The organism is Nonomuraea candida, from assembly GCF_000725485.1.
Lineage (GTDB): Bacteria > Actinomycetota > Actinomycetes > Streptosporangiales > Streptosporangiaceae > Nonomuraea > Nonomuraea candida.
Genome location: NZ_JOAG01000027.1, coordinates 174319 through 193168, shown reverse-complemented (window position 1 = coordinate 193168; position 18850 = coordinate 174319). Strand labels below are relative to the sequence as shown.

The following is an 18850-nucleotide window of genomic DNA, read 5'->3' as shown; positions in this document are numbered from 1 at the left end:
TGACACAGTAAAAGGATCTTGTAAATATCTGAGTTGAGACGCGGTACGGCGAATTCCGCCAGGAAAGAGGAGCGGTCCATATGGACATCGAGCACGACTGGACCCTGCTGCCGGCCGTGGTCGTCAGGAGCGCCGGCTTCCCCTGGGAGCTCGCCCTGTCGCTCGTCCACCCCAGGGCGGCCGAGCGGGCCGCGGCGGTCGCCCGGCTGGAGAGGCAGGCGCTGCGCCTGCTCGCCGAGACGCCCGCCCGCGACACTGACCCCCGCCCGTCCGGCGCACCCAACGGGCGGGCGGGAGGCGGGCGGCTGCCGCGCGGCGTGCGCAGCCGCCTGCGCGACCTGCGCCCGCTGCCACCCGGCACCCCCGGCCCCGCCGGATGGGTGGCGGCGTGGAACGCGGTGACGGGCCCGCTGGAGGAGGCCCGGCTCACGCTGGCCGGCACGGCCGCGGCCGACGCCGCGCTCGCCCGCGCCGCCGTGGCCGGGCTCATGGCCGACGAGCGCTTCCTCGACGCGCTGGTGTGCTCCTCTCCCGCCCTCTACCGCGACCTGCGGCGCGCCGCCAAGGGGGCCAGGGCGCGCCGGCAGCTCGCCCACCAGGTGCAGCGGCTGGCGACGTCGTGCGAGCCGGCCGGTTGCCACGGGCCGATCGGCTACGCGGCCGTCGATCCGGGCGGGCCCTGCGGGCACACCTGGGAGGGGCACCGCGCCTACACCGGCCGGGTGGCCTTTCCCGCCGCGCGGGTCGGCGAGGCGCTCCAGCGGCGCATCCTGGCCGAGACCGCGCTCGTGGCCGGGCTGGTGCCACGGCGCACGACCTGGACGGGGCAGGCGCCCGACGGCGCGGCGTTCACGGCCCACTGCGACGGGGTGCGCACGCTGGCCGAGATCGCGGCCGAGACGGGGATCGGGCTGGAGCGGGCCTCCGCCGCGCTGGCCGTGGCGGTGCGGCGCGGGCTGCTCACCCACGACCTGTGCCCGCCCTCCGCCGGCGGCGACCCGGTGGGCTGGCTGCGCGAACGCCTGGCGGCCAAGGGGGTGCGGGAGACGCCGGGGGGCGACGGGCACGGGGGTGCCGTCGCGCCGGGCGCCCCGCCGCCGTCCGCCGGGCCCGCCGCAGAGCCCGCCACCGGGCCCGCCACCGGGCCCGCCACCGGGTCAGCCACCGGGTCAGCCGCGGGGCCGTCCGCCCGGCCGGTCGAGGGGTGCGAGTGCGGGCGCGGCGGCGTGCCGCACCACCACCCGGGCGCGGCCGGGTTCGCCGGCGTGCGGGAGGCGCGAGAGCGGGGGCTCTCACCGGCGCCGCCGCCCGGCGGACCCCGCCCCGCCGGGCCCGCCGGACGGGGGCGGATGGAGGTGCCGGCGCAACGCCGGCGGGCGCTCGACGGGTCGCGGCCCGCCCCGGACGCCGGCCTGCCCACGGTGGCCCGGGTCAGGGAGATCAGCGAGCTGCTCCGGCAGTACCCCGCCGCCTCTCCCGACGTGAAGCCGGCCGTGCAGCGGCGGATCGAGACGCTGGCCGGCTGCGGGCGGCACGACGACCGGGCCATCGTGCACGAGGCCGCCGGCGGCACGCTGCGGGTCACGATCGGCGGCGGGCTCGCGGCCGACCTGCGCGAGCGGGTGCCCCGGGTGCTCGGGCTGCTGGCCGAGGAGGCCGAGCTGACCCGGGTGCGCACCAACCGGCTGCTGGCGGGCCGGCTCGGGCCGGGCACCCACCCGCTGGCCGAGGTCCTGCGCACCACCGGCGACCTGGAGATCGAGCACGGCGACCGGCTCGCCGGCCGCATCGCGGCGCTCATCCGCGACGCGCCCGCCGGGGCGGCGGAGCTCGACCTCGCGGGCCTGCTCGACGACCCGGTCCCGCCGGAGGCGCCCGTGCTCTGCTCGGCCGGGGTGATGGTGGCCGCGCCGGCGCTGGAGGCGTACGAACCGGGCGTGACCCCGCTCGTGCTCAACCGGCTCCACGACACGGTCCTGCTCACGCCCTGGGCGCTGCAGTTCCACGACGACGCCGCCGCGTGCCTGGCCGAGCGCGACACCGCGATCCGCCGGGCGCTGTCCGGCTGCACCGTCCTCAACGTCGTCACGCGCCCCGGCGACGGCGTGCCGCCCCCCGAGCTGCCCGGGCCGGTGCTGGAGCTCGGCGGCGTCACGGCCGACCCGGGGCGGCGGCGGATCGGGCTCGACGAGCTCTACGTGCACAGCGACGGCCGGCGCGCCGTCCTGCACGCCAAAGAGCTGGACGAGCCGCTGCTGCTGCACAACGGCGGGCACGACTCGGCGGTGCACACGGCGCTCGCCCTGCCCAGGGTCCGGCCGCCCCGCCTGCGCGACCTCGCCCGCATCCCCCGGCTGACCTGGGGAAACGTCGTCATCTCGCGGCGGCGCTGGCAGGTGGGTCCGGCCTCGCTCGACGCGCTCGGGCAGGCGGGAGGAGACCAGGAGCTGCTGGTGGCCATGGCCCGCCTGCGGGAGGTGCACGGCCTGCCCGAGGCGTTCTTCGCCGCCACGCCCCGCGAGCGCGAGCCGTTCTACGTCGACACGCGCTCGCCCGCGCTGCTCGAAGGGCTGGCCCGGCTGGCCGCCGGGACCGGCCCGGTCACCATGACGGAGGTGCTGCCCGGGCCGGAGGAGTGCTGGCTGCGGGAGGGGGAGCAGCGGTTCGCGGCCGAGCTGGGCTGCGTCTACCTGCGCCGGGCGGGCGACGGGCGGCGCGGCGCGACCGGGGGCGGCGCGCGGCACGACGTGGGATACGCCTTCTCCTACGGCCAGAGCCCCGACCTGTCCTACGGGCCCTACCCGATCCCGGACGGCCGCTACGGGCAGGAGCCGGGGCCGGACGCCCGGCCGGAGAAGCGCCCCAGACCCGCGGCCCCTGCCCCTGCCCCTGCCCCTGCCTCTGCCTCTGCTTCTGCCCCTGCTTCTGTGCCGGCGCGGAAGCGGGCCGGCACGCTCACGACGGCCGACGGCCGTGCCCCGCATCCCTACCCATGGCCAGGAGAGTGCGGCTGATGGAGCTGCTCGTCGTTCCCCCGTTCACCGACTTCACCACCGAGTTTCTGCCGCCGCCCGGCGCCGAGCTGCTCGACCTCGGAGCCCGCCTCGTCGAGCGCCTTGCCCGCCCGGCCCACCTGCGGGCCGCCGCCGAACGCCACAGCGACGGACCGCACGCCGCGCTGGCCAGGCGGGCGGCGGCGGCCGTTCTTGAACGCGAGACCTACGACGACACCCGGCTGAGAGCGGTCGGCACGGCGCTGCGGCTGGCCGACGACCCTGCCGTCCGGCTCGGCCTCGACGACCTCGAACTGGCCGAGGGCAGCACACAGAGCAGCCGCGACGTGCTCGGCGCGGCCGACAGGTGCGAGCTGTTCCGGCCCGAGATCGAGCTGGCCGTGGCCACGGCGCGAGGGCGGCGGGTCCACGTCGCCGTGGACGGCGACCGGCAGCTTCCCGCCGCGTTCGCGCTGGTCAAGGCGCTCGGGGCGGAGCGGGTGACGCTGTGCGGGCGGCTGGTCGCCGAGCAGGTCGCGGCGCTGCGGCGGGTGCCCGCCCTGGCCGGGGCCGGCTGGCTGAGCTGGTCGCCGGAGCGGGTGATCCGCCCGCGGTGGTGCGCCGGCCACGCCGCGCCCGTGCGCTGGGTGACCGGTCACGACCAGCCGCCCGCGAGCGGGCCCTGGGCAGGCCGGCTCGACGCGGCCCGCGCGGCGGCCTTCCCCCCTGACGTGCTGGCCCGCTGCCTCGGGCTGACCATCACCGTGACGCGCATCGACTTCCTGGCCGCCGCCACCGGCCTGAACGGCCTGACCGTCAACCTGCGGCGGCTGCTGGCCGCCGTCCCGCCCCGGACGCCGGTGGCGTGCGAGCTGGCGGTGGGCGCGCCGGGCATCGCCGCCGGGGCCGTGGTGGAGTCGCTGGAGCTGCTGGCCGACAGGCCCGGCGGGGTGCGGGTGGCGGGGGTGCGGCCGTACCGGATGGGCATCCGTACGGTGTGGGCCGGCCACAGCGTGCGCTTCCCGCCCCGCGCGGGGGACGACCTGGCACGGTGGGTCGAGTTCGACGCGCCGGAGACCATGCGCTCCTGGGAGGTGACGTCCACCATCGCCGCCTGGCTCGGCCGGCTGCCCGGGCTTCCTCCCGGCCGCCTGGCCGCCTGCACCGTCGCCGGCGACCCGCCGCCCGCCCAGACGTGGGAGCCCTGCCCGGAGCCGATCACGACCACCTGGCCGGCCACCCCCGCCCCTGTCCCTGCTCCGGCCCTCGGCAGCCTCGCGTGAGCCGGGGACGGGCGGTGGCGGAGGAGCACGGGGGCGGTTGAGGCACCATGGAGGTGTGACACCAAGCACCACAGAGGTGGCCGAACTCGCCGAACTGGTCGCCGGTGGCGGCGTGACCGTGCTCAGCGGGGCCGGGCTGTCCACCGAGTCGGGCATTCCCGACTACCGGGGGCCGACGGGGCGGGCCAGAAGGGCCGAGCCCATGACGTACCAGCGCTTCGTGGGCAGCGCGCAGGCGCGGCAGCGCTACTGGGCACGCAGCCACGTCGGCTGGCGGCAGATGGGCGCCGCGCGGCCGAACGACGGGCACCGCGCGGTGGCCGAGCTGGAGCGGCGCGGCCTGCTGGCCGGCATCGTCACCCAGAACGTGGACGGCCTGCACCAGGCGGCCGGCGCCCGGCGGGTGATCGAGCTGCACGGCGGCCTCGACCGGGTCGTCTGCCTGTCGTGCCGGGAGCGCACCCCGCGTACCGAGCTGGAGCGCCGCCTGCGCGAGGCCAACCCCGGCTGGGAGGCCACCACCCGCCAGATCAACCCGGACGGCGACGCGGTGCTCAGCGACGAGCAGGTGGCCGGGTTCCGGGTGGTCGACTGCACGGGCTGCGGCGGGCTGCTCAAGCCGGACGTGGTGTTCTTCGGCGAGAACGTGCCCCGGCCGCGTGTGGACGAGTGCTTCGCCCTGGTGGGCGGGGCGCGGGCGCTGCTCGTGCTGGGGTCGTCGCTGGCGATCAAGTCGGGGCTGCGCTTCGTCACCAGGGCCGCCGCGCTCGGCATCCCCATCGCCATCGTCAACCAGGGCCCGACCGGCGGTGACGCGGACGCCGCGTTCACCCTCGACGCCCCGCTCGGCGCGACCCTGACCGCCCTGACCCACCACCTCCCACCACCCCCGCCCGCCGCCGAGCCGACCACCGCCTCGGCCTCCACCGCCTTCACCGCCTCCACCGCCGGACAGGCCATTTCCACCTCTGTCCCGGCGGGCGCTTCCGTCCCCGCCGCCACCTTCTCCACCGCCACCTTCGCCTCCGCCTCCGGCCCGCTCGGCGGCTCCACCGTCGCGCTCGGGGCAGAATAGGGCGCATGCCTCCTCGTACGTGCCTCTGCGGCCTGCCCGCCCCCTACCAGGACTGCTGCGGCAGGCTCCACCGGGGCGAGGCGGCCGCCACCACCGCCGAGCAGCTCATGCGCTCCCGCTTCAGCGCGTTCGGCGTGGGGGACGAGGCGTACCTGCTGCGCACCTGGCACCCGTCCGACCGCCCGGCCCGGCTCGGGCTGGACAAGCGGGTGAAGTGGGTGCGCCTGGAGATCCTGGAGACCACCGGCGGCAGCGTGATCCACACGGAGGGCACCGTCCGCTTCCGCGCCCACTATCTCGACCGGGGAAAGCCGGGGGAGATGGAGGAGCACAGCAGATTCGTCCGCCTGGACGGCCGCTGGGTCTACGCGGGCGCGCTGTAGCCGTCCGGGCGGCATGCTGGATCTACGGCCCGCTGTAGCCGTCCGGGCGGCATGGCCGCGTTGAGGCAGGCGCGCGGCGGGCCGGTCAGGGTTTGCGGGCGACCGCGCCGACGAAGGTGTGGTACGTGATGCCGGGCACGGCGCGGTCGCCGGGGTCCGGGCGCCATTCGGGCAGCGGCACCAGGCCGGGCTCCAGGAGGTCGAGGCCGTCGAAGTAGGCCAGGATCTCCTCGCGGGTGCGCCAGCGGCCCGTACCGAGGGTCTCGTTGAAGATCTTCTCCGCCGCGAACGCCTGCCTGGACACCTCCGGGTACGCCAGGCCGGGGTTGTGGAAGTGGGAGACGGCCAGGTGGCTGCCCGGCGGGAGGCGGTCCACCATGCGGGCGGCGATCCCGGCCGGGTCCTCCTCGTCGGTCAGATGGTGCAGGATCGCGAACATCAGCAGGCCCACCGGCTCGTCGAAGTCGATCAGCCCGCGTACCTCGGGATGGTCGATGATCCCGTCCGGGTCCCTGAGGTCGGCCTCCACCACCGTGGTGCCGTGGTCGACGGCGAGCATGGCGCGGCCGTGCACCAGGACGGTGGGGTCGTGGTCGACGTAGACGACCCGTACGCCGGGGGCCGCCGACTGGGCGATCTCGTGCACGTTGCCCTGCGTGGGCAGGCCCGAGCCGATGTCCAGGAACTGGCGGATGCCCGCTTCGGCGGCGAGGAACCGTACGACGCGGCCGAGGAACTCGCGGTTGGCGCGGGCGGCCTCGGGGGCGTCCGGGGCGACCTCGAGCGCCCGCTGCGCCATCTGCCGGTCGGCCTCGTAGTTGTCCTTGCCGCCGAGCATGAAGTCGTAGACGCGGGAGACGTTGGGCTTGGTGGTGTCGATCCCCTTGGGCGCCCGCTCCCGCTCGTTACCGGCTGCCACTGTGGGCTTCCCTTCGGTGTGTAGGTGCAGGCGATCGTACTGGCTCTTTACCGACATTTCCGGAAAGTACGTCAAGTTCTCACCTCTGGCGGAGCCCCGGCCCTGGTGGGCATCGGGAGATGGAAAACATGACAGAGGACGTCGGGTTTCGGACCGATCATCGGTGTACCGGCCGGCACCGACGGGGGCGTGGGCCGGGACCCCACGGACAGACAAGGACCCCATGGGTGGATGTCTGCCCGCCCAGGTTCTGTTGTGTTGCGAGAGGATGACGAAGGTTGACCGCGTTCGTACGGGACGTTGCGAGTATGCAGTGCGAGGCCATCGAGGTGGTGGGGGCTCGTACCAACAATCTGCGGGACGTGTCGGTGAGCATCCCCAAGGGGCGGCTCGTCGCCTTCACCGGAGTGAGCGGCAGCGGCAAGACCTCGCTCGCCGTCGACACCCTGCACAACGAGGCCCAGTTGCGGTATCTGGAGGGGCTGTCGCCGTTCGTGCGGCAGTACATCACCCAGCGCAACCGGCCGAAGGTCGACCGCATCCTGGGCCTCGGCGCGACGCTCGCGGTCGACCAGCGCCGCCTGAACCGCAACCCCCGCTCCACGGTCGCGACGATCACCGGCATCGACGGGCATCTGGGGCTGCTGTACTCGCGCCTCCCCGGGATCGGCGCGGACCCGGCGGCGCAGAACGGGGACGCTCAGCTGACGACCGCTCATTTCGACCGCAACACCCCGGAAGGGAGCTGTGCGGACTGCCACGGGGTGGGCGGGCGCTGGCAGGCGCAGGAGGACCTGATCATCACCCATCCGGAGCTTCCGCTCTTCGAGGGCGCCTCGCCCTGGTACGCGAAGTGGCGGTCGGGGGAGCACGCGTTCGTGCCGGCGCTTGCCGAGAAGCGGGGTGTGGACCTTCGCCGGCCGTGGAAGTCGCTGCCCGAGGAGTTCCGGCGCTGCGTGCTGTACGGCACGGGCGAGGAGAAGGTCGAGGCCACCGTCGACATGTCGAGCAAGAAGGAGACGGTCTCGGTGACCTACACCTCCAGCCAGCCGCTGCGGGGCGCGCTCGCCGAGGTGGAGCGGGTGTTCGTGAACGCCCAGACCTCCAGCGCCAAGCAGCGCTACCTGCCGTACATGCGCAAGCAGCCGTGCGGCGCCTGCGGCGGCAGCGGGTTCGACCAGGTGGCCCGGTCCGTGCGGCTCGGCGGGCTGACCTATCCCCACCTGATCGAGGTGGAAGTGCGGGAGGTGCGCCGCTGGGCGGAACGCGTGGCGGATGGATTGGACGCCCGGCAGCGCGAGGTGGGGGAGCCGCTGCTGCAGGACCTGGGCCGCAGGCTCGGGATCCTCGACCGGCTCGGCCTGGCCCATCTCCAGCTCTCGCGGAGCGCGGCGACGCTGTCTGGGGGCGAGTTGCAGCGAACCCGGCTCGCCGCCCAGCTCAGCACCGACCTGAGCGGCGTCGTCTTCGTCCTGGACGAGCCCGGGACCGGGCTGCATCCTGCGGACAAGGCGCACCTGCTCGACATCGCCCTGGAGCTGCGCCAGGCCGGCAACACGGTGCTCCTGGTCGAGCACGACCCCGAACTGATCGCGCGGGCCGACTGGGTGATCGACATGGGGCCGGGCGCGGGCCGCCTCGGCGGTGAGGTCCTGGTGTCGGGGCCGCCCGCCGACGTGGCCGCCCACCCGGCGTCGCTGACCGGACGCTATCTGGCCGGCGAGGCGCCGCGGCTGCGCCGCACCCGCCGGCCGGTCGGGGAGGGCAGGGGGTGGGTGGAGCTGCACGGCCTGCGCGCGTACAACGTGACCGCGGACCTGGTGCGGTTCCCCGCCGGCCGGCTCACCTGCCTGACCGGGGTGAGCGGCAGCGGCAAGAGCAGCCTGCTCGGCGCGCTCGCGGTGAGCGTGGAGGCCGCCCTGAACGGGACGACGACCGACACGGTACGGCAGGTGATCGGCCTGGACGGGTTCGACTGGGTCGCCGTCGTCGACCAGGAACCGCTCGGGCGCACGCCGCGCTCCACCCCGGCCACCTACAGCAAGGCGTTCGACCTCCTCCGCAAGCTGTTCGCCGAGACCGGCGAGGCGCGCCGGCGCGGCGTCAACGCCTCCTGGTTCAGCTTCAACACCGCGGGTGGCGGCCGTTGCGAAACCTGCACCGGCTATGGCCGCAAGCTGGTCGACATGCACTTCCTGCCGGACGTGTGGGTGGTCTGCGACGCGTGCGAGGGCCGGCGCTACAAGCCGGAGGCCCTGGAGATCCGGTATCAGGGGCTGGCCATCGATCAGGTGCTGGAGCTGACCGTCGCCGAGGCCGTGGAGCACTTCTCCCGGCCCCGGCAACTCGCGGACACCCTGAAGGCCCTGAACCAGGTCGGGCTCGGCTATCTCCAGCTCGGCCAGAGCGCCACGGAGCTGTCCGGCGGCGAGGCGCAGCGGCTGAAGCTCGCCTCCGCGATCCAGCGTGGCGCCGCGAGCCGCAAGGCCGGCCTCGTCGTCCTCGACGAACCCGTCTCGGGCCTGCACCCGTCCGACATCCAGCGGGTGGTGGACGCGCTCGACGTGCTGCTCGACTCGGGCAACACCGTCGTCGTGGCCGAACACGACATCCCCGTCGCCGCCTCCGCGGACTGGGTGATCGACCTGGGGCCGGGAGCCGGCCCGGACGGGGGCGCGGTGATCGCGGAAGGCACCCCGGACGCCATCGCCGGCGCGGGCACCCCGACCGCCGGCTTCTTCCGGCGGTACGCGGCGGGCCTGCCGCTCCTGGGAGCGGGGGAAGGCGCGCTGCTGACCCAGGTTTCCGGGGCGAACGAGTGACGTCGAGCCCCGCCGGTACCCCTGAGTGAACTCCTGACTCTGCCCGGACGGCGATCCGCCTTGCCTGGCTCGCCTGACCTCTGTGAGGCGCCAGCGGCATCAGCCCGCTCTCGCCGCCCTGCACCGCCGCAGGTGGGCGGCACCACCGGGCGGGGCCGGCCCGTCAGGCGGCCGGGGCCTTCCTGTCCACGGTGGACAGCCAGACGGTCAGCCCGGTGAGGGTGATGACGGCGATGACGGTCAGTGCGGGAAGGTACCAGTCCGGGAAGAGCGGCCCGAGGTCGGTGTCGCCGGAAGGATAGAGCACGATCGCATAAGTGGCCAGCACGGCCAGGGCGAGACTCATCAGGTGGGCCATGCCGGCGGCCGTGCCCAGCACGAGGCGGGCGGCGGTGGATCGGCGACTCAGCCGGCCCCCGAGTGCGGCGAGCACGGCCGCCTCGGCGGAGAGGACGAGGGTGATGGCGCCCACCCATCCTCTCGCCGAGGCGATCTCCCCGTCCAGCCGGCCTGGCAGCAGGTCGTTCCAGCCTTCGTGCCGGGGGTCGAGCCCCGCCCGGGCGGCTGACTGGAGCGCGATCAGGGTCACCCCTGCGTACAGCAACGGCGCTGCCAGAGCGCACAGCAGAGCGGGCGAGCGTTTCAGATACCGCACATCCATGATCGTTTGGACGGCCGGTTCCCGCCGGGCGTTCCGCGGCGGATCACCTCCAGGGGCCGGAGAGGGAGATCGTTCGTGTCAGCCGCCGGTGTGCCGAGCCTGGCGTTCGGGCGGGTCCGCCGTGAGAGCAAGGCGACGGTCGATGCCGGCGATGGCGGCCCCCACGGTTGATCGCCGCGGACACCGTGCCGCCGTCTCTGGCCCCTCGTGCCGGTCACAGATCTTGATCACCTTGGTCGCCACGAACGTACCGAACGCATATGGGGACGTAACGCATAGTGCCTTGACGGCCTACGTGCCCATGTTCAGGCTTCCGAGGTGTGCCACATCCCGGCACACCGGGAAACCTGGAGGGGATCATGCGGCTACGCTTCCTGGTGATCGACCCCACCACGGGTGGCGACAACTGTCCGGCCATGCAGGTGGACGAGGAGACGGGCGACCTCGTGTTCGTGGGTGAGACGATCACCGATTCCCGCACCCTGGCCCGACTGACGAGTACCAGCGGGATCAGCGAGTCGGAGACGGCGGTGCGGGTCCCGGTCCGCATGAGGAAGCTCATATGGGAGGCTCTGCGTGACATCGACGACGACCCCACCGTTCCAAGAGCTGATCGCGGCCACCACCCGCTCGGCAGTGCATCTGGAGATGCGTGACGAGTACACGCCGGACGACCCGTGTTTCCTGCACTGGAAGCGGACGGGCGCCATCGACGTGGACCGCTTCTGGTCTTCGTGGCGGGAGCTGGTGTCGGCCACGGTCGCCCGCGGAGTGGTCATGCGTCGAGCTCGGATCGTGTCCGAGCCTGTCACGGAGTTCATCCGGCACGAGTACGAGCTGACGAACCCGCTCAACATCGCGAGCGGGGAGCAGGTTCGCTGGCTTCCTCGGCGGCTGGCCTCCGATCTGGCCCTGCCCGGCAACGACTTCTGGGTGTTCGACGACCGGCTCGTGAGGTTCGGCCACTTCGCCGGGAATGGTGACTTCCTCGCGCACGAAATGCGCGATGAGCCGGACGTGGCGCGGCTGTGTGTCTCGGCGTTCGAGGCGGTTTGGGATCGCGGCATCGACCATGCGGAGTACAAGCCGGCCTAGACGCAGCTACGGCCCGCGGCACCATGTCCACCTCGCCATCGTCCTCGGCGCAGGAAGCTCGCAAGGCGCTCGCCAGGCGGCTCCGCGACATGCGCGAAGAGGCTGAGCTGACGGCCATCGGGCTGGCCGCTGCCGCGGGGTGGGAGCGTACGAAGGTCTCCAAGATCGAGCATGCCGCTCGGGCCCCATCAGTGGCCGACATCCGCACCTGGTGCCGCGTGTGCGGGGCTGAGGATCAGACCGAAGATCTCCTTGCCACGCTGCGTGCGGTGGCCGGAATGTACATGGAGTGGAAGCGGTTCAACCGGAGCGGCCTTCGCAACCTCCAAGAGCAGCGCACCCGCCTGTTCGAGCAGACGCGGCACTTCCGGCTCTACACCTCCCAGGTCGTTCCCGGCCTGCTCCAAACACCCGACTACGCCCGCGCGGTCATGGGGGCAGTGGTACGGCAGAACGAGATCCCCGATGACCTGGACGTGGCGGTCGCGGCGCGTATGAGGCGAGCGCGACTCCTGCGCGAGGGCGACCACCGATTCGCGTTCGTCCTGGAGGAGTCGGTGCTGCGCTACCGGATGGGTGGCCCGGCTGTACTCGCCGGCCAGCTTGAGCACCTGCTGTCGGCGATGCGCCTGCCTTCGGTTTCCCTGGCCGTGATCCCCTTCACGGCGTCCAGGGAGGCGTACACGTTGGGGGACTTCTCCATCTACGACGACACGGAAGTCCGCGTGGAGCTCCTGACGGCCGCCGTGACCGTGACCGTTCCGGCGGAGATCGCACAGTACCGCCGAGAGTTCGAGATGCTGGCGAGCATGGCCGTACGGGGCGATGCGGCTCGAAGGGTGATTTCCGCCGCATTGGCGGCGCTTTAGCCATGGGGCTGCCACACTTCGCCACACTCGTTGAGATGCTGATCGCCCTGCTCCTAGCGTCGGATGGCACAGCCACCCGGATAGACGCTCACGGAGAACCCCGATGACAGAGCCCGGCACATTCGCATCCCCCGATTCCGCCCTGGCCGTTCGCCGCGTCGGCAGGACGACGATGGCCCAGCTCTGCGACCTCATGGAGCCGGAGCGTCTGGTCCTGATGAGCGCCGCGTACTGGGTGGCCTGGAAGGACGAGGTGATCGCAGACCTCTTCCATCCGACACGCGATCGCGGCATGCTCACCATCGACGTCCTTGACCACGTGATGGGCAAGGCGACGCAGCGTCTCTTCACCACCGAGGCCGCCTACCGAACGTTCCAGAAGGGAAGCACGGGCCGTGGCAGTGGGCCGGTGGTGTCGTGGAGCCTGAATCCGCCGAGGCGAAGAGAGCCCTGAACGGGGCCTCATGAGCTACCCCCGGTTCGGGTTCGACATCGGTCCTCCTCCGTGCGGCCGGGGATGGGGTCAGGCGGAGGCGCGGATGACCAGTTCGGTGGGGAGGATGACCGGGTCGACGTGGTCGGCGCCGTCTATGAGGGCCAGCAGGAGGCGGAGGGTTTCCTGGGCCATCTCGGCCAGGGGCTGTCTGATGGTGGTCAGGGGCGGGTGGGTGGAGAGGGCGACGGGGGAGTCGTCGAAGCCGCCCACCGCCACGTCGTCCGGGACGCGGCGGCCGGCCGCGCGCAGGGCCGCCAGGGCGCCGGCGGCCATGAGGTCGGAGGCGACGAAGACGGCGTCGAGGTCGGGGGTGCGCTCCAGGAGTTCGGTCATGGCGCGCTCGCCGCTGGCCTGGGTCCAGTCGCCGTGGGCGATCAGGCGCTTGGTGGCCTTGCGGCCGAGCACGTCGGCGAAGCCCTCCAGGCGCTGGATGCCGCCCGGCGTGTCCATCGGGCCGGTGATCATGGCGATGCGCCGGCGGCCCAGGCCGACGAAGTACTCGGTCATCTGGCGGGCGCCGAGGCGGTCGTCGGCGGCGGCGTACGGGATGACGGTCTCGCGGCCGATGACGGCGCCGCAGGAGACGGCCGGCGGGCCGCTGCGCAGGGCGTCGAGGAGCGGGTCGCCGGCGTGCGTCGAGACCAGCAGCACGCCGTCGGCGTGGCCGCCCCGCACGTAGCGCACCACCCGCTCCCTGTCGGCCTCGTCGCCGGCCAGCATCATCACCAGCGACAGGTCGCGCTCGGCCAGCATCCGGATGGCGACCCGGATCATCGTGCTGTAGTTGGGGTCTTCGAACAGCTTCTCGTGCGGCTCGGACAGGACCATGACGACCGAGCCGGTGCGCTGGGTGACCAGGCTGCGGGCGGCGCGGTTGACGACGTAGCCGGTCTCGGAGATGGCCCGTTCGATGGCCACGCGCGCCGCCGGGCTCACGTATTTGTCCCCGTTGAGCAGGCGGGAGACCGTGCCGCGGGAGACGCCCGCGGCGGCGGCGACATCGTGGATCGTGGGGCGTTTCACTTCAGGGCTCCAGAGGACAGGTCGGTCTTCCAGTATCGCTGCATCGTGAGGAAGAGCGCGATCAAGGGGATGATCGACAGGAAGGCGCCCGTGAGGATCAGATTGTAGAGCGAGGGCTGGTTCGCGCCCTGCTGCTCGTCGGGGCCGCCTCCTGCCTGTTCCCGGTGGTGTGGGTGCTGATCGACGCCACCAAGAGGCCGGGGCAGCTGTTTACCCCCTCCACCGGGCCCGCCTCGCCGGGCGCGGCAGCGCCCCCCCGCCTCCAGCAGGGAGTCGGGGACGGCCGCGGCGGCGTAGACGCGGGCCAGGTAGATGCCGTACGGGTGCAGGATCTGCGGCAGCAGCACGGCCGCGTACGTGTCGGCCAGCCCGATCTTGGAGAACAGCAGGTACTGCGGGATGGCCAGCACCACGGCGGGCACCAGGATGCCGCCGATGAGCAGGGTGAAGATGGCGTCCCGGCCGGGGAAGCGGTATTTCGCCAGGGTGTACCCCGAGATCGCCGAGACGGCGGTGGACAGCAGCGCGCCGCCGCCCGCGTAGAGGAGCGTGTTGCCGGCCCACCACCAGAACACGCCGTCACGGTAGGCGAACAGCTCCGAGACGTTGCCGAGGAAGCCGGTGCCGAAGGAGAGCGTGGAGGTGGTGAACAGCTCGCCCGGCGACTTGGTGGCCGCGATCAGCACCCACACCACCGGGAACAGGCAGTAGACGGCGCCGACGAGCAGCAGCGCGGTCGGCACGAGACCGGCGGCGCGGCCGGCTCCGGCCCGCGGCGGCCGGTGGCGGAACGCGGTGGTCATCAGCCCTCCCCGAAGGCGGTGGTCATCAGCTCTCCCCGAAGGCGCGGTCGCGGACCACGCGCAGGAATCCGAGCGACAGGACGAGCGAGATCGCCGCGATGACGATCGAGGTGGCGGCGGCCGAGTACAGGTCGCCGTTGACGAACGCGTCGCGGTAGACCTTCATGAGCGGGCTCCACGTGGAGCTGATCGTGTTGGTCAGCGGGCGCAGCGCCGTGGGCTCGGTGAACACCTGGATGGTCGCGATGATCGAGAACACGGTGGTCAGGATGATCGCCGGGGTCAGGAGCGGGATCTTGACGCGGACGGCGATCTGGAACTCGGAGGCGCCGTCGAGCCGGGCGGCCTCGTACAGGTCGCGGGGGATGGCGCGCAGCGTGGTGTAGAGCGCGAGCATGTTGAAGCCGGTCCCGCCCCACACCGCCACGTTCGCCATCGAGTACGTGACGGTGGTCGCGCCCAGGAAGTCGACGTCGAGCACCTCCCGGATCGGGCTGAGCGAGGGCAGGTAGAGGAAGCCCCACAGCAGCGTGGCCGCCACGCCGGGCACCGCGAACGGCAGGAAGATCGCGATCCGCGAGAACCGGGCCAGCCGCACCCGCGCCGTGTCCAGCAGCAGCGCGAACAGCAGCGCCAGGCCCAGCATCACGACCAGCACCAGCGCGCCGTACCCGAGCACGCGCAGCCAGCCGTGCCACAGCTCGGCGTCGGCCAGGGCGGCGGCGAAGTTCTCGAACCCGACGAACACCTCCCTGCGCGCCCCGCGTCCCAGCCCGAGCCCGGACACCTTGGCGCGGCGCGTCGCCAGGTAGACGGTGTAGCCGATGGGGACGGCGAGGAAGAGCGTGAACAGCACGATCGCGGGGGTGAGGAAGACGTACGGCCAGAGGATCCGTCCCGGCTGCCGCACGGTCCTGTCCGGGTGCGTCACGACGCGAGCTGGAAGCCGGACTTGCGCATGTCGGCGACCGTGGCGTCCTGCATGCCCTGCACGGCGTCGGTGAACGGCGTCCTGTTCTGCAGCGCCTTGTCGAAGCCGTCCTTGAAGGCGTTGTACGTGACGCCGACGTTCGGCCCGAAGGTGAAGCCGCGCGCCCCGGCGGAGACGGCGGCCGCCTGCCGCCAGAAGTCGGGCTGGTTGGAGAAGTAGTCCGGCGCCTGGCCGAGGGTGGCCTGGCCCTTGGTGGCGGCCGGGTAGACGGCGGCCTCCTCGACCAGCAGGCCGATGGCGGCCGGGTCGGTGTTGAGCCAGGTGGCGAAGCGCGCGGCGGCGGCCTTGTGCGGCGTGCCGGCCGACACGGCGGTGGACGAGCCGCCCCAGAACCCGCTGTAGCTCTCCCCGGCGTTCCACTGCGGCAGCGGCGCGACGGCCCACTTGCCCTTGGCCTTGGGCGCGTTGCCGGCCAGCACGCCCGGCGCCCACACGGCGGAGGGCCAGGTCAGCAGCCTGCCGTCGTTGAGTGCCTTGTTCCACTCGGGGGTGAAGTACGGCATGTCGTCGATGACGCCCTCCTTGACCAGGCCGTCCCAGTAGGCGGCGACCCTCCTGGTGGGCTCGTCGGCGATGCCGACCTTCCACGACTCGCCGCTGATCGACCACCACTGCGCGCCGGCCTGCTGGGCCAGCCCTGTGAACGCTCCCGGATCCTTGCTGGAGAACGTGCCGAGGTACGCCTGCGGGTCCTTCTCGCGCAGCTTCCTGGCGGCCTCGGCGTACTCCTGCCAGGTCGCCGGCACCTTGAGCCCGTGCTTGTCGAACAGGTCCTTGCGGTAGAAGAGCATCATCGGGCCGCTGTCCTGCGGGATGCCGTAGACGGACTCGGTGCCCAGCGTGACCAGCCCCCACAGGCCCGCGCTGAACTCCTTCTCGATCGCGGCCGTCTCGGCCTTGAGGTCGGCCACCGCGTCGGCGGCGATGAACGACGGCAGGTGCTGGTACTCGGCCTGCACCAGGTCGGGCGGGTTGCCGGCCTTGGCCGCGGTGAGGAACTTGGCCGCCGCGTCGTCGCCGCCCGCCTGCTTGCTGACCGTGACCCGGACGTCGGGGTTGGCGGCGTTCCACACCTCGACGATCTTGTCCATGTTGGGGGCCCAGGTCCAGTACGTGAGCGTGACGGGCCCCTGCGCGGAGGCCGCGGGGCTCTGCGCCGCCTCGGGCCTCTCGGTGGGCTCGCCGGAGCCGCAGCTCGCGAGGGCGGCCGTGAGTGCGACGGCCAGGGCTGCTCCAAGGCGGTTGGCGCGCATTGCGTACCTCCAGACAGTTCTGTGAACGTGCACAGAGTGGAACAGCGCTGAAATGGCCGTCAAGAGGTCGTTACGCTCTCGTTAATCTCCTGCAAAAGCAGCAAATTTCGGGATAGGTGTTCCCCGGCAGGGCGGAGAAAGATTACTGTGCACGTTCACAGAAGCTTTCTAGGGGGATGGATGTATCCGGAGCGTCCGGCCGGGATCGCCTTTGGCGGCGACTACAACCCGGAGCAGTGGCCGCGCGAGGTCCTGGAGGAGGACGCGGCCCTGATGCGCGAGGCCGGGGTGAACCTCGTCAGCCTCGGCATGTTCTCGTGGGCGCTGATGGAGCCCGAGGAGGGGCGGTTCGCGTTCGGCTGGCTGGACGAGATCATCGACCGGCTGCACGCGGCCGGCGTCGCGGTGGACCTGGCCACCCCGACCGCCGCGCCGCCGGCCTGGTTCGTGGCCGCGCACCCCGACGTGCTGCCGGTGAACAGGGAGGGCCGGCGGATCGGCTTCGGCGGCAGGCAGAGCGCCTGCTCCAGCGCCCCGGCCTTCCGCGCGGCCACCGCGCGGCTGGTGCGGGCGCTGGGCGAGCACTACCGGGGGCACCCGGCCGTGGTCATGTGGCACGTGCACAACGAGTACGGCGCGCCGCTCGGCGAGTGCTACTGCGAGCACAGCGTGACGGCCTGGCGCGCGTGGCTGCGCACCACCTACCGCGACATCTCCGCCCTGAACGACGCCTGGGGCAGCACGTTCTGGGGCCAGACCTACACCGACTGGGGGCAGATCGACGCCCCCCGCGCCAACCACACCGCCGTCAACCCGGCCCAGCGCCTCGACTACGCCCGCTTCAGCGACGCCCAGCACCGCGAGCACTACCTGCTGCAGCGCGACATCCTGCGCGAGACCGCCCCCGGCCTGCCGATCACCACCAACTTCGCCGGCACCGTCAACTGCAAGTCCACCGACCTGTGGCGGTGGGCCCGCGAGCTGGACGTGATCGCCAACGACCACTACCTCAGGGCCGAGCGGCCCGACAACCACATCGACCTGGCCATGTCCGCCGACCTGGCGCGCTCGGTGGCGGGCGGGGCGCCGTGGATGCTGATGGAGCACTCGGCGGGCGCGGTCAACTGGCAGCCGCGCAACCTCGCCAAACGGCCCGGCGAGATGCGCCGCAACAGCCTCGCGCACGTGGCCCGCGGCTCCGACAGCGTGCTGTTCTTCCAGTTCAGGGCCTCGCGGTTCGGCGCGGAGAAGTTCCACTCCGGGATGGTGCCGCACGCCGGAACGGACTCCGAGCAGTGGCGCGAGGTGGTGCGGCTCGGGGCCGACCTGCGCAGGCTCGCCGGGGTGCGGGGGAGCGGGGTGCCGGCGGAGGTGGCGATCGTGTGGGACTGGGAGTCGTACTGGGCGCTGGAGCTGGACTGGCGGCCGTCGGTGGACCTGACGTTCCGGGAGCGGGTGGACGCCTTCTACGAGGCGTTGTGGCGGGAGCACGTGACGGTGGACTTCGTCCACCCTTCAGCCGATATTTCGGGATATCGGGTGGTGGTGGCGCCCAGCTCGTACCTGCTGACCGAGGCGTCCGCCAAGAACCTGCACCGGTACGTGGAAGCCGGCGGCCACCTGCTCGTGTCGTATTTCTCCGGCATCGTGGACGAGCACGACACCATCCACCCGGGCCCCCACCCCGGCGCGCTGCGCGAGCTGCTCGGCCTGTCCGTCGAGGAGTTCCACCCGCTGCGCGAGCACGAGACCGTGACCCTGACCGGCGGCGACGTCGCCCGGATCTGGTCGGAACGGGTGCGCCCGGCGGGTGCGGTCACGGTCCGGGGCTTCGCCGGGGGGCCGGACGCCGGCCACCCCGCCGTCACCCGCCACGACCTCGGCGCGGGCGCCGCCTGGTATCTGGCCACCGCCCCCGTCACCGGCCTGCGCGAGCTGCTCGCGCAGGTGCTCGACCGCGCGGGCGTGTCCCGCCCGCGCGGCCTGCCGGACACCCTGGAGCTGGTGCGCAGGGGCCGGCACGTCTTCCTGATCAACCACGGCGACCTGCCGGTGACGGTCGAGGGGGTGAGCGGCGTGAGCGTGTTCGACGGCGTACGGCACGACGGGCCGGTCACCGTCGCGGCCGGCGCGGTCACGGTCATCGAGGCCCCGGCCGCCGAGGAGACCCCCCGACCCTAGGGA

The 18850-nt window shown here is 72.8% G+C and carries 16 protein-coding genes; 10 read left to right on the top strand and 6 right to left on the bottom strand.

Annotation, left to right across the window (positions count from 1 at the left end):
- Positions 1-80 precede the first annotated feature (80 nt).
- Genes IO39_RS59050 through IO39_RS25745 form a run of 4 tightly spaced genes read left to right on the top strand, consistent with a single transcriptional unit; the run spans position 81 to position 5734 of the window.
- Positions 81-3014 (top strand): lantibiotic dehydratase family protein, encoded by a 2934-nt coding sequence (locus IO39_RS59050; protein WP_052423368.1) that lies wholly within the window; start codon positions 81-83, stop codon positions 3012-3014.
- A complete protein-coding gene (locus IO39_RS25755) occupies positions 2993-4276 on the top strand; it encodes a hypothetical protein (protein ID WP_157548896.1) in 1284 nt (427 codons plus the stop codon). Before IO39_RS59050 ends, IO39_RS25755 begins: the two co-directional genes overlap by 22 nt.
- Positions 4277-4331: 55 nt before the next feature.
- The gene (locus IO39_RS25750; protein WP_245642228.1) at positions 4332-5351 is read left to right on the top strand and encodes an NAD-dependent protein deacetylase; all 1020 of its coding nucleotides are present in this window, start codon (positions 4332-4334) and stop codon (positions 5349-5351) included.
- A gap of 5 nt (positions 5352-5356) precedes the next feature.
- Complete coding sequence (locus IO39_RS25745) at positions 5357-5734, top strand: YchJ family protein (protein ID WP_043628072.1); 378 nt, start codon at positions 5357-5359, stop codon at positions 5732-5734.
- 85 nt (positions 5735-5819) lie between these two features.
- Here IO39_RS25745 and IO39_RS25740 read toward each other — a convergent pair whose 3' ends face one another.
- Positions 5820-6653 carry an SAM-dependent methyltransferase gene (locus IO39_RS25740; RefSeq protein WP_043628070.1) on the bottom strand — a complete coding sequence of 278 codons (834 nt, stop codon included), beginning with the start codon at positions 6651-6653 and terminating at the stop codon, positions 5820-5822.
- A 308-nt stretch (positions 6654-6961) separates the two neighbouring features.
- Between IO39_RS25740 and IO39_RS25735 the strand changes: the two genes are divergently transcribed.
- The gene (locus tag IO39_RS25735; protein WP_052423366.1) at positions 6962-9475 is read left to right on the top strand and encodes an excinuclease ABC subunit UvrA; all 2514 of its coding nucleotides are present in this window, start codon (positions 6962-6964) and stop codon (positions 9473-9475) included.
- Between the two features lie 163 nt (positions 9476-9638).
- Here the strand turns inward: IO39_RS25735 and IO39_RS25730 are convergent, their stop codons facing one another.
- The gene (locus tag IO39_RS25730; RefSeq protein ID WP_157548894.1) at positions 9639-10130 is read right to left on the bottom strand and encodes a hypothetical protein; all 492 of its coding nucleotides are present in this window, start codon (positions 10128-10130) and stop codon (positions 9639-9641) included.
- 365 nt (positions 10131-10495) lie between these two features.
- Between IO39_RS25730 and IO39_RS56110 the strand changes: the two genes are divergently transcribed.
- The 4 genes from IO39_RS56110 to IO39_RS25710 all read left to right on the top strand — a co-directional run bounded on the left by IO39_RS56110 (position 10496) and on the right by IO39_RS25710 (position 12554).
- The gene (locus IO39_RS56110) at positions 10496-10792 is read left to right on the top strand and encodes a hypothetical protein (protein ID WP_052423365.1); all 297 of its coding nucleotides are present in this window, start codon (positions 10496-10498) and stop codon (positions 10790-10792) included.
- A complete protein-coding gene (locus IO39_RS25720; RefSeq protein ID WP_043628067.1) occupies positions 10785-11231 on the top strand; it encodes a DUF6879 family protein in 447 nt (148 codons plus the stop codon). The genes IO39_RS56110 and IO39_RS25720 overlap by 8 nt, the downstream gene beginning before the upstream one ends.
- A 23-nt stretch (positions 11232-11254) precedes the next feature.
- Positions 11255-12100, top strand: a complete 846-nt coding sequence (locus IO39_RS25715; RefSeq protein WP_043628066.1) for a helix-turn-helix domain-containing protein — start codon at positions 11255-11257, stop codon at positions 12098-12100.
- Positions 12101-12203: 103 nt separating this feature from the next.
- Positions 12204-12554 (top strand): hypothetical protein, encoded by a 351-nt coding sequence (locus IO39_RS25710; RefSeq protein WP_043628065.1) that lies wholly within the window; start codon positions 12204-12206, stop codon positions 12552-12554.
- A gap of 69 nt (positions 12555-12623) precedes the next feature.
- On the opposite strand, the gene IO39_RS25705 is transcribed toward IO39_RS25710, so the two are convergent.
- The 4 genes from IO39_RS25705 to IO39_RS25690 are packed head-to-tail and all read right to left on the bottom strand — an operon-like array spanning position 12624 to position 16666.
- Positions 12624-13619 carry a LacI family DNA-binding transcriptional regulator gene (locus IO39_RS25705; RefSeq protein ID WP_043628063.1) on the bottom strand — a complete coding sequence of 332 codons (996 nt, stop codon included), beginning with the start codon at positions 13617-13619 and terminating at the stop codon, positions 12624-12626.
- Positions 13616-14422, bottom strand: coding sequence for a carbohydrate ABC transporter permease (locus IO39_RS56860; RefSeq protein ID WP_043628061.1), 807 nt, complete (start codon positions 14420-14422; stop codon positions 13616-13618). The genes IO39_RS25705 and IO39_RS56860 overlap by 4 nt, the downstream gene beginning before the upstream one ends.
- A 25-nt stretch (positions 14423-14447) precedes the next feature.
- Positions 14448-15353 (bottom strand): carbohydrate ABC transporter permease, encoded by a 906-nt coding sequence (locus tag IO39_RS25695; RefSeq protein WP_052423364.1) that lies wholly within the window; start codon positions 15351-15353, stop codon positions 14448-14450.
- Positions 15350-16666, bottom strand: a complete 1317-nt coding sequence (locus tag IO39_RS25690) for an ABC transporter substrate-binding protein (protein WP_052423363.1) — start codon at positions 16664-16666, stop codon at positions 15350-15352. The genes IO39_RS25695 and IO39_RS25690 overlap by 4 nt, the downstream gene beginning before the upstream one ends.
- 180 nt (positions 16667-16846) lie before the next feature.
- On the opposite strand from IO39_RS25690, the gene IO39_RS25685 reads away from it, so the two are divergent.
- Positions 16847-18847 carry a beta-galactosidase gene (locus IO39_RS25685; RefSeq protein WP_043628053.1) on the top strand — a complete coding sequence of 667 codons (2001 nt, stop codon included), beginning with the start codon at positions 16847-16849 and terminating at the stop codon, positions 18845-18847.
- The last annotated feature ends 3 nt before the right edge of the window (positions 18848-18850 follow it).

Bases quoted from the DNA above. Each gene is read 5' to 3' on its own strand.
- IO39_RS59050 (WP_052423368.1), top strand. From the start codon at position 81: ATGGACATCGAGCACGACTGGACCCTGCTGCCGGCCGTGGTCGTCAGG.
- IO39_RS25755 (WP_157548896.1), top strand. From the start codon at position 2,993: ATGGCCAGGAGAGTGCGGCTGATGGAGCTGCTCGTCGTTCCCCCGTTC.
- IO39_RS25745 (WP_043628072.1), top strand. From the start codon at position 5,357: ATGCCTCCTCGTACGTGCCTCTGCGGCCTGCCCGCCCCCTACCAGGAC.
- IO39_RS25735 (WP_052423366.1), top strand. From the start codon at position 6,962: ATGCAGTGCGAGGCCATCGAGGTGGTGGGGGCTCGTACCAACAATCTG.
- IO39_RS56110 (WP_052423365.1), top strand. From the start codon at position 10,496: ATGCGGCTACGCTTCCTGGTGATCGACCCCACCACGGGTGGCGACAAC.
- IO39_RS25720 (WP_043628067.1), top strand. From the start codon at position 10,785: ATGCGTGACGAGTACACGCCGGACGACCCGTGTTTCCTGCACTGGAAG.
- IO39_RS25715 (WP_043628066.1), top strand. From the start codon at position 11,255: ATGTCCACCTCGCCATCGTCCTCGGCGCAGGAAGCTCGCAAGGCGCTC.
- IO39_RS25710 (WP_043628065.1), top strand. From the start codon at position 12,204: ATGACAGAGCCCGGCACATTCGCATCCCCCGATTCCGCCCTGGCCGTT.
- IO39_RS56860 (WP_043628061.1), bottom strand. From the start codon at position 14,422: ATGACCACCGCGTTCCGCCACCGGCCGCCGCGGGCCGGAGCCGGCCGC.
- IO39_RS25690 (WP_052423363.1), bottom strand. From the start codon at position 16,666: ATGCGCGCCAACCGCCTTGGAGCAGCCCTGGCCGTCGCACTCACGGCC.
- IO39_RS25685 (WP_043628053.1), top strand. From the start codon at position 16,847: ATGTATCCGGAGCGTCCGGCCGGGATCGCCTTTGGCGGCGACTACAAC.